The sequence below is a fragment of the Lysinibacillus sp. FJAT-14745 genome (assembly GCF_001275675.1).
Taxonomy (GTDB): domain Bacteria; phylum Bacillota; class Bacilli; order Bacillales_A; family Planococcaceae; genus Lysinibacillus.
Window position 1 is genome coordinate 217,952 of the sequence record NZ_LITM01000001.1, and the last position, 10,384, is coordinate 228,335.

The window sequence follows — 10,384 nt, forward strand, 5'->3', positions numbered from 1 at the left end:
TTTTCGTGCCTGGAATATATTACAGAAAATTCAGTTTAAATATTAGCGTGGAATTATTTTAATGCGACGCTAGTGATAATTTTATTACATAAAAATTATACAATATTAATTTTTATACAAATATTTTTAAAAATCTGTTAAAATCACAATCAATAAGGTACATCTCTGAAAATGGGGATGCATCTTGTTAAAATTTATAGCATCTGAATAAGTTGTCTGGAATGTAGGCTATGGACTTATTGGGGATCACAATGCTACAAGAGGAAACCCTGAAGCGAGCTTCGTTAGGAAAGCGCTCAGTGGCAACCGAAATTAACCTTCAAGTGATAGTGATGATTCATCTATAAACTTTGATAATGAAATAGCACGATTTTATGTCTTTTTTTCGAACTATTATATTAGCAAGTTGAAGCGGTAGAGATTTTTCCGAAAAGTCGTTGTATTCAGAATATAATCGTGATACTGTATTTTTAATCGAATATAGAGTCAGTAGGAAACAATCTCCAATCGTGATAATTTCATTGAAAGAAAGGTTGTTAGAAATGAGCATTAAAGAAAATATAGAAAGAAAATTTGTCAGGCTGTCGAAGGGACAGCGTAAAGTTGCACAATTTGTTATGACTAACCCTACAGTTATAATTGGTAACGGAGCAGCAGAAGTTGGTAGACTGGCTAATGTTAGTGAATCAACAGTTATACGTTTTTGTTATGCGATGGATTTATCGGGCTATGTAGAGCTTCAAGACAAGGTTAGAAGCTATTTAATGACTCAAAACGATGGTGCGAGTCTTCAACCTACATATTCTTCAAGCAAGGAGGATATTCCGAGTTTTGGTAAGGTGATGCAACGTGATATTCAAAATATTCAAGATACGATTCATTTGATTAACGATCGTATGCTTCAAAAAAGCTCAAAATGGATGCATGAAGCGGAGAACGTTTATATTTTAGGTACTCGTCAAGCTGCATCCATTGCAAATTGGTTATCGTCTACAATGAAAACTTTACGCCCAAATGTGAAACAGCTTCGCTCAGAATCCGACGATATTGTACAGCAAATTAACAGTATGAGTGAGCATACGACATTAATAGTTTTTTCATGGGAAAAGCATTCAAACGATATCCAAACGATTGTAGAAATTGCCAAGAAGAAAAAGGCTAAAATTATTGCCATTACTGGTTCGGCATTGTCTTCTATTCGGGAATATGCAAGTGCGTTATTTACACTTGGTCTGAAAAAGCAATCTTCATTGGACGTTATTCCAGTTTTGTTTTCGTTTTTACATGCGCTAATTGAGGAAATGGTCAGTCAGGATAAGGCACAATATGAGAAATATCAGCAATCATATGAACAAGTGGAAAATAATTTGCTATTCTTAGATGCTGCAAGAGAAAAGCAGGTTTTCTAAAAACTTTACAACGCTACACATAAAAAAAGATGTCCAAATAAATTTTAGACATCTTTGAAAAAGAAACTTATAAAATTTTGCTTAAGCTATATTCGTTAATAAAGGTATCATTTAATTTAATGGCGTTTTGTCGGATACCTTCTTGCTGAAAACCTAATTTTTTAAACAAATTTAAAGCACTATCATTATGCTCCATAACAGATGCTTCTAAGCGTGAAATATCTCGCTGTATAGACCAGCGTTCAACTGCCTTCATCAGCTCTGAACCGAGACCTTGTCGTTGATACTCTTCCTTAACAGCGAGGCGAACTGATGCAACATGCTTAGCTTTAGAATGTTTATATCCATGGACAACGGCATAGCCAGCAAAAATGCCATTTAATATACAAAGTAAAATCGTACGGTTTTTCAATTGTTTCCAATAGCCTAAATCTTTACGAAGCTGTTGAACTGTGAGGTCTAATTCGTTTTCCATATTATACATGAAGTCAGTTTTTTGGAAAATTTCTTCTTGCAAATGAATAAATGATCTAGCATCTGATGCTTCAATTGCTCGAATTATGTATGCAGGTGGGTTATCGTCATTTTTAGAAATATTGCTCGTAGTCTTCATTTGTGTACGCGCGAAAGTTACACTGGTACCGAGTTTTACATCAATGACATAGTAGCCTGCATTTGTCCATGACAAATAGTGAGAGAGTGGGGGCTTTGTTTTCTTCCACCAGCTCCTATTCAAGTAAGCTGCATTTGGTAAGGCTTGTCCCATAATATTTTCGAGTTCGCTAAATGATAAAGTAATTTCTTGGTGTAAAGCTACTTCAAAATAATTTGCTAAAGGAATATACTTTTTTTCCATCTTCTTTGTCATCGTGATCCCCATTTCCTGTATATCCTAATAAATATAGACTATCTGATGATAGCATAAAATTACGGTTTCTTAAATATAAAAACACAACTATATATCTACTAATAGTAATTTTTTTTTATAAACTATGCATTATTATCATTAAATATTATAAATAGGATGTTATTGGTAGATAAAAATATTAAATTTAATAATGACCTAGATATGGTTTGAATAGGTAGTTTCCTAATGATTACCATACAGTAGGTTTGATTTCCGTTATGACTGTGCGTTTTGTTGTTACTGACGCTGCGCTTTCGCACAGAGCAAAGCTTCCTGAGGGCGTAGGATGAGCCACTTGGGTCAAAGATGTGTATTGTGCGAAAGCGCAGTGCAACGTAGCGGCAGCAACACGATGTTGGTCATGAGCCGTCATCACAGGGATTTTAGCCTTCGCGTTTCTCTACTGGCTCGCTCCAGGGCTTCATCTGTGATAGTATAATCTCCAAGGAGTCCCCGAGTTTTTACTCCAATCAACTCATATTTATGGCATACGTTTTAACAAAAATCCTCCTCCATTTTGTGATTGACTAATAAGTCGTTAAATTAGCTTTTTTAATGTAGAGGAAAGATAAATAATACATGAAGACGCAGTTATCTTAGAATAGAAGATTTTAGTTGTGTAATGGCAGTAGATCCTTCATAGATAAACTTTCACTTTATAACATGTTTGTTCATAAGGTATGATAAAATAAAAAATAATAAATGTTATTGCCATTTAGGAGGAATAGATTCAATGAGTAAAGTTTTAGTTTTTGGTCATAAAAATCCAGATACAGATACAATTACATCTGCAATTGTATATGCATATTTAAAACAGCAAATTGGCGTTGATGCTGAAGCGGTACGCCTTGGAGAAGTAAATAACGAAACACAATTTGCATTAGATAAATTTGCTTTTGAGGCACCTCGACTAATTTCATCAGTAGTTGGAGAAGCGGAGAAAGTAATCCTTGTAGACCACAATGAATTCCAGCAATCTGCTGATGGAATTGAAGAAGTACAAATTGCAGAAGTAATTGATCATCACCGTATTGCCAATTTCCAAACGGCTGATCCACTATACTACCGTGCAGAACCTGTAGGCTGTACTGCAACGATTTTAAACAAAATCTTTAAAGAACATGGTGTAGCAATTCCTGCAAACATTGCTGGATTAATGCTTTCTGCTATCGTTTCTGATACTTTATTATTCAAATCTCCAACTTGCACAGAGCAAGATGTAAAAGCTGGTGAGGAGCTAGCAAAAATTGCAGGTGTTGATGCCGCTGAATACGGTTTAGCAATGCTTAAAGCGGGTGCTGACCTTTCAGATAAATCATTAGAAGATCTTTTATCATTAGATGCAAAAGAATTCCAATTCGGTGAATATAAGTCAGTAGTAGCTCAAGTAAACGCTGTCGATATTAACGATGTACTGGGTCGCCAAGAGGAATTGGAAATTTTATTAAATAAAAATGTAGAGGAAAATGGCTTAGATTTATTCTTCTTTGTTGTAACAGATATTTTAAATAATGATTCAACTGCCGTTGCAATTGGACAAGTAGCAGAGGCTGCAGCAAAAGGATTTGGCGCTGAGCTTGTGAATAATCGCATTCTTTTACCAGGTGTTGTATCTCGTAAAAAACAAATTGTTCCAGTTTTAACGGATGCATTAAAATAATGAAAAAGAGGTTGCCCTCAAAAAGGCAACCTCTTTTATATTGTTGAAAAACTATTGTGTCAATGAAATTAAGGTGTCCTATTAAATAAAGTATGCTCTTCGGCAAAACGTGGGGTTGATTTCCGTTCCAGCTGGGCGCTTTGTTGCTGACGCTTCGCTTTCGCACATAGCAGAGCTTCCTGGGGGCGTCCGATGAGCCGCTTCGCTTCGCTACAGGGTCTCGGGCCAACACGAGGTTGGTCACGAAGGCGTTATCACAGGATGTGATGCTCTTAGCCTTCGTTCCTCTATCGCTAATCCCCGAGGAGTCGCCCAGCCTCCACTCCAATCAACCACTTCACACAACATGCGTTTTAACAAAATGATCTCCAACTTTTTAGTTTATCGAAACACTTTCAGGAATTATCGACCAACTTTTAAATTTTATCGATAAATTTTCAAGTTTTATTACCTAACTTTTAATTTTTATCGACATCAACCTTCCCGCAGTGAAAACTAGTAGCCTAGAACGGAAGTCACTCTCATCTAAAAAGCCACAACATTCACAAAAATTCCCTTGATCATTTTGTTTTTTAATCTAGCTTTAATGGGTGTACGGCAGGACCTTCAAGAACTTCTCCTTTGGCATTAAAGCGAGAGCCATGACAAGGGCAATCCCAAGTTTCGTCGGCTTCATTCCATTTTGTTTTACAGCCTAAATGCGTGCAAGTTGGTGTATTGGCATGTTTCACATAACCTGTCACGAACTCCTTGGCTACGAAGCCTCCTACCTTTAGCATTTGCATAAACTGAGCCCCGAATTTCGTACGTGCTGGCGAATAAAGAGGAATTGCACCATCCTCATTCCCTGCTCCTGTTATTAGGGATGATAGTATATCTCCCGCTACAAAAGAATTGGAAAGCCCCCATTTTCGATAGCCAGTTGCAATGAAAACATTAGGCAAGGACGGTGTAATCCTGCCAACATATGGGACCATATCTGGTGTTTCGATGTCCTGCGCTGACCAGCGATAGATTGGCTCCTGATCGAAATGTGCCTTCATTTCATTTTGAATGGCCTCATAATAGGGCTCTGTATTGGTTGTTTCACCTGCAATATGATTAGCTCCACCTAACACTAAATAATGCTCGTCGTTAATGGTAGCCGTCCGAATAGAGCGAGTAGGATGATCTACGCATAAATATTGACCTTGTAGTGTATCGGTAATTTTGCTAGCAACCATATAGGAACGACTGTTAGAAAGTTTAAAAAGCTGAAGTCCTCTAAAGGCTTCGATTGGATAGTGTGTGCACAAAATAAGTTTGTTATATTGAACCGACATATCATTTGCGGTATGTAAGTTATTTTGTGGTATGTTTAATTGCTGAACACGGGTATTTGTGTAGATTTTTGCGCCCATTGATAATGCTTCTTTTACAAGGAAATTACAAACTTCTACAGGATGTATTTGAGCCTGCTGGGACATGCTAAGTGCTTTTGTAACTGGGAAGGGAAGCTCTGTATCAGAAGTGATTTTCGCCTTAATATTTAATACTTTATAGGCATTCCATTCTTTTAATAATTGGGCATAGCCTTCTTTTGTTTGGCAATAAAGCAAGGAGTCTACTTGTTGAATACTTTCTTTAGGGAGTAACTGTACTGCTTTTTCAACTGCTATTTGATTGAGCTGATAATAGAGTCGTGCCTCATCTACAGAAAGTTTTTCAATAAGGTTGGCATAAACTAAGCTATGCTGTGCAGTTAATTTTCCTGTTGAATTACCAGTCGTACCATGACCGATATGGGAATTTGCCTCAAGCAAGACTACATCTACACCTGATTTTGCTAAGACATAGGCTGTATATAGTCCCGTCAAGCCTCCACCGATTATACATACATCACAAGTTGTTGATGCAGGAAGAGATGGCAGAGAAACGGGATCAATTGTACCGAGCCAAAGAGATTGTGTCATACATAACCCTCACATTGTTTTTACGTTCAGTATGTAGATTGATTTGAAAATTTATGCAATGAAGCATAAAGATTGCCTTACTGTAATTACTATCGCTACAATGTAGCAAAAGGAGCGTGACTACCTATGAAAATTGAAATCTGGTCAGATTATGTATGTCCATTTTGTTATATTGGTAAAAAGCAACTAGAGCAGGCGATTCAAGATACGGGTCTTGCAGGGCAGGTAGAGCTCGTTTATAAAAGCTATCAACTTGACCCAACAACACCTGTGGATACAAATGTGACTACATATGAATCATTGGCGAAAAAGTATGGAATGTCTCTAGAAAAAGCGAAGGAAATGACGCAAGGTGTTGCTGCTCGCGCAAAAGAAGTTGGTCTAGATTATAATTTTGATAATTTAATGGAGGAAAATACATTAAAAGCGCATCGTCTAGTAAAATGGGTAGAACAACAAGGGGATGTTACAGCGCTTGTTGAAGCACTATTACACAATTATTTTATTGAAGCAAAGCGTATTGGCCGGGATGATGTATTAATCGATATTGCTGAGCAAGTAGGTCTAAATCGTGAAGAAGTTGCAAAGGTTCTTTCTAACGATGATTTTAAAACAGAAGTAGAGACTGATATTCAAGAAGGGCTACAGCTTGGTGTACGAGGGGTACCGTTCTTTGTGTTAAATCGTAAGTACGGTATTTCTGGGGCACAACCACAAGAAGTATTTGAAGAAACTTTACGCAAAGTAGCAGAGGAAGAAGGCTTACAACCAGGATTAAAGATGGCTGGCGCTGAAGATGGTGGAGTTTGTACCGATGATAGTTGTAAATTTTAATGCTGTTAGAGAAAGGTAAGAAATAATAGAACCTGATCATTTTGGGCGAAGCCGATTAGATAAGTGAGGTACCCGATCAATTTGAAATTTCTATATTTCAGTCAAAAGTCTGAGTCTACTAACGTTGACTTTTTTCGCGAAGTTTTTTAATATACTTATATATCTTGAATTCGAGATATTAAACTTTGATTTTAAGGGAGAATTTATATAATGAATGTATTAGTAGTAAAAGCTAACAACCGTCCAGATGGTATTTCAACAAAAATGTATGACACATTTATGGAAAACGTACAAGGTGTAGCTGTAACGACTTTTGACGTATTCGCAGAAGATATGCCTTATTTTGGACAAGATCTTTTCAATGCTTTTGGTAAAGTTCAAAACGGTGAAGCGTTAACTGACATTGAATCACGTCTTTTAGCAGCAAAACAAAAAGCGATGGATGCTTTAACTGCAGCTGATGTTGTTGTATTTGCTTTCCCACTTTGGAACTTAACAATCCCAGCGAAATTACAAACTTTCATTGACTATGTATTCCAAGCTGGTTATACATTTAAATATAATGAAAACGGTCAATTAGAAGGCTTAATGACTGACAAAAAAGCAGTTATTTTAAATGCTCGTGGTGGTTACTATTCTTCACCTGAAGCACAACCAATGGAAATGTCAGTTAACTACATTAAAAATGTTGTTGGCATGTTCGGTATGGAAATTATCGAAGAGGTTATCATTGAAGGTCATAACGCGTCACAAGATAAAGCACAAGAAATTATTGCAAATGGCCTAGAAGCGGTTAAAAAAGTAGCTCAATCTTTACAAACTGTAAACGCATAATAAATTATTTTTTAATAAAGGTTCTCTCTAATTTGAGAGAACTTTTTTTGTTTTTTTCATAGAGGTATGGTGATGGTAAGGAGGTCTGAAATATTGGTATTATGCGCTTATTCTCGATTTACATTTAATAACATCACATTATGTGAAATAAATATGAAATGATATTAATCTATCATTTTCCAGTAAAGTGTTTTGCTATTCGTTTAAAAATACATACAATTAGGACTAATTGTTCAATTAGAAAAGCAATTAGTATAATATAATAGAAATCGTAGGAAAATATTAGATTTATAAGGAGGTTGTTGCATGAATAAGAAATTAATGACTAAATTCTTGGCAATGCTACTTGTTCTATTCACGGTATTACCATTTGGGCTATCCGCAAATGCTGCATCAGGTGATGTGACACGTGGGGATTATGTGAAAGAATTAGTAGAAAGCTTAAATGTGGAGCTAGGTGATGGTTCGAAAATTGCCTTCACTGACGTCTCTAAGGATTTAGCCCCGTATGTAGAAAAAGCAGTAGAATTGAAGCTTATTAAAGGTAAAACTGCGACATTGTTTGGTCCAAATGATAAATTGACACGTCAACAAGCATTTGTTATTTCTGCTCGTGGATTAGTCAATGAAAACGCTCCGCTTTCTGTATTAAATAAGTTTAAAGATGCAGATCAAATTGCTACAACACATAAGCAAGATTTAGCAAATGCCGTTGCAGCAAACATCTTACAAGGCTTTGAGGATAACACAATTCGTCCTCGTGACTATGTAACAACTGATCAAGTACAAAGTATTATTGAACGCTTTGTAGCCGAATACAAATTACCTACACCTACAACTAAAGTAGATCTTCAAATTTTAGGAACAACAGATATTCATACAAACCTTGCAAATTATAATTATTTCTTAGATACTGAATCAGCTGATGTAGGTTTAGCAAACACAGCAACATTAATTGAACAAGCCCGTGCTAAAAATCCAAACACATTATTATTTGATAATGGTGATTTGATTCAAGGAACGCCACTAGGATCTTATAAAGCGTTAGAGAACGTTTTAAAACCAGGTGAAGTTCATCCAGCTATTGCAGCACTAAATGCACTGAAATATGATGGTGGTACTTTAGGGAACCATGAGTTCAACTATGGTTTAGAGTTTTTAGATGAAGTATTAAATGATGCAAAATATCCGGTCGTAAATGCAAACACATACGACGCTAAAACAAAAAAGCATATGTATACACCTTATGTAATTCTTGATAAAGAGGTTGTAGACAATACAGGTAAAAAGCACACGCTTAAAGTTGGTGTTACTGGTATCGTACCTACAAAAATTGTTGAATGGGATGCTATCCATTTAGCAGGCAAAGTAGAAATGCAAGAACCAGTTGAAGCGGTGAAAGAAGTTGTACCAGAAATGCAAAAAGCAGGTGCAGACGTAATTGTAGTACTTTCACACTCAGGTATTGGTGAGGATACTTACGTAAAAGGTAACGAGAACGTAGGATACCAAATCTCTGAGATTGAAGGGGTAGACGCTTTAATTACAGGTCACTCTCATTTAACATTCCCGGGTGACTATAAAAATCTTAAAAATGTTGATCAAGCAAAAGGGACAATTAACGGTGTGCCTACCGTAATGGCAGGAAGCTATGGTAGCTATCTTGGAGTCATTGATTTAAAACTAGAACAACAAGGCTCTAAATGGGTTGTAGTGGATGGGCAAGGATCTATCCGTTCTATCAAACAAGAAGGTTTACAACCATCTAAAATAGTTTTAAATGTTATTAAAGAAGATCATGAAGGTACGTTGAAGTATATACGTCAGCCTGTTGGTGAGACAACTGCACCAATCCATAGCTACTTCTCGATGGTTCAAGATGATCCTTCTATTCAAATTGTGACACAAGCTCAAAAATGGTTTATTGAAAAAGAGTTAAAAGGTACTGCTGATGAAAAAACACCACTACTTTCTGCTGGTGCCCCTTTCAAAGCAGGCTCTCGTAATAACCCTACAGATTACACAAATATTCCTGTAGGTCCGCTTGCGATTAAAAATATGGCAGATATTTATGTTTACGATAATACTGTTGCAACGATTAAAGTAACAGGTGCACAAGCAATCGAATGGTTAGAAATGGCTGCTGGTATTTTTGCAACAATTGATCCAAATCAAACGAAAGAACAAAATATTATTGACCCAGAGGCACGTTCTTACAATTTTGACGTATTAGATGGCTTAACATATCAAATCGATGTCACATCACCGGCGAAATATGATAGTCGAGGTATTTTAGTAGACAAAAAAGCAAATCGCATTAAAAACGTGCAATACAATGGTAAACCAATCGATTTAAACCAAGAATTTATCATCATTTCGAACAATTACCGCGTGGGTGGTTCTTATGGTGCCACGTTTAAAAATGCAGATGGCTCTAATGTAACTAACTATGCTTATGAAAATCGCCAAGCTGTAATTGATTACATTATTGAAAACAAAAAAATTAATCCTGCTGCGGATAACAATTGGTCATTTGTACCGTTCCCAGCAAATACAAAAATTATTTACAACTCTGCTAAGGCTGCACAAAAAGTCATTCCTGCAGGTAGCAATATCGAATATTTAGGAGATACAGAAGGCGGCTTTGGTAAATATTTAATTAAGTAATAATGACATGTTAAAAGGAGAGTGCGTTATTAAACGCTGCTCTCCTTTTTGGTGTGCCCGGCATGCACATGAACTATAGGGTGAAAGTCCCGAACCCCGAAGACAGAAGTAGAGGTTAGCC

At 36.4% G+C, this 10,384-nt stretch carries 7 protein-coding genes; 5 read left to right on the forward strand and 2 right to left on the reverse strand.

Annotated features, from left to right (window positions below; translation table 11 throughout):
- Positions 1–542 precede the first annotated feature (542 nt).
- A complete protein-coding gene (locus AMS59_RS01115; RefSeq protein ID WP_053481926.1) occupies positions 543–1,409 on the forward strand; it encodes a MurR/RpiR family transcriptional regulator in 867 nt (288 codons plus the stop codon).
- A gap of 67 nt (positions 1,410–1,476) precedes the next feature.
- On the opposite strand, the gene AMS59_RS01120 is transcribed toward AMS59_RS01115, so the two are convergent.
- On the reverse strand, positions 1,477–2,277 hold the full coding sequence (locus AMS59_RS01120; protein ID WP_234007651.1) for a GNAT family N-acetyltransferase: 801 nt from the start codon (positions 2,275–2,277) through the stop codon (positions 1,477–1,479).
- Positions 2,278–3,049: 772 nt separating this feature from the next.
- On the opposite strand from AMS59_RS01120, the gene AMS59_RS01125 reads away from it, so the two are divergent.
- Positions 3,050–3,976: a manganese-dependent inorganic pyrophosphatase gene (locus AMS59_RS01125; protein WP_053481928.1), complete on the forward strand. Its 927-nt coding sequence runs from the start codon at positions 3,050–3,052 to the stop codon at positions 3,974–3,976.
- Positions 3,977–4,548: 572 nt separating this feature from the next.
- On the opposite strand, the gene AMS59_RS01130 is transcribed toward AMS59_RS01125, so the two are convergent.
- Positions 4,549–5,928, reverse strand: a complete 1,380-nt coding sequence (locus AMS59_RS01130) for an FAD-dependent oxidoreductase (RefSeq protein WP_053481929.1) — start codon at positions 5,926–5,928, stop codon at positions 4,549–4,551.
- 126 nt (positions 5,929–6,054) lie between these two features.
- Between AMS59_RS01130 and AMS59_RS01135 the strand changes: the two genes are divergently transcribed.
- The 3 genes from AMS59_RS01135 (at position 6,055) to AMS59_RS01145 (ending at position 10,263) form a co-directional block, all read left to right on the forward strand.
- Entirely contained in the window at positions 6,055–6,762 is a 708-nt protein-coding gene (locus AMS59_RS01135; RefSeq protein WP_053481930.1) for a DsbA family protein, read from the forward strand.
- Positions 6,763–6,972: 210 nt separating this feature from the next.
- Positions 6,973–7,596 carry an FMN-dependent NADH-azoreductase gene (locus AMS59_RS01140; RefSeq protein ID WP_053481931.1) on the forward strand — a complete coding sequence of 208 codons (624 nt, stop codon included), beginning with the start codon at positions 6,973–6,975 and terminating at the stop codon, positions 7,594–7,596.
- Between the two features lie 306 nt (positions 7,597–7,902).
- A complete protein-coding gene (locus tag AMS59_RS01145) occupies positions 7,903–10,263 on the forward strand; it encodes a bifunctional 2',3'-cyclic-nucleotide 2'-phosphodiesterase/3'-nucleotidase (RefSeq protein ID WP_082337335.1) in 2,361 nt (786 codons plus the stop codon).
- The last annotated feature ends 121 nt before the right edge of the window (positions 10,264–10,384 follow it).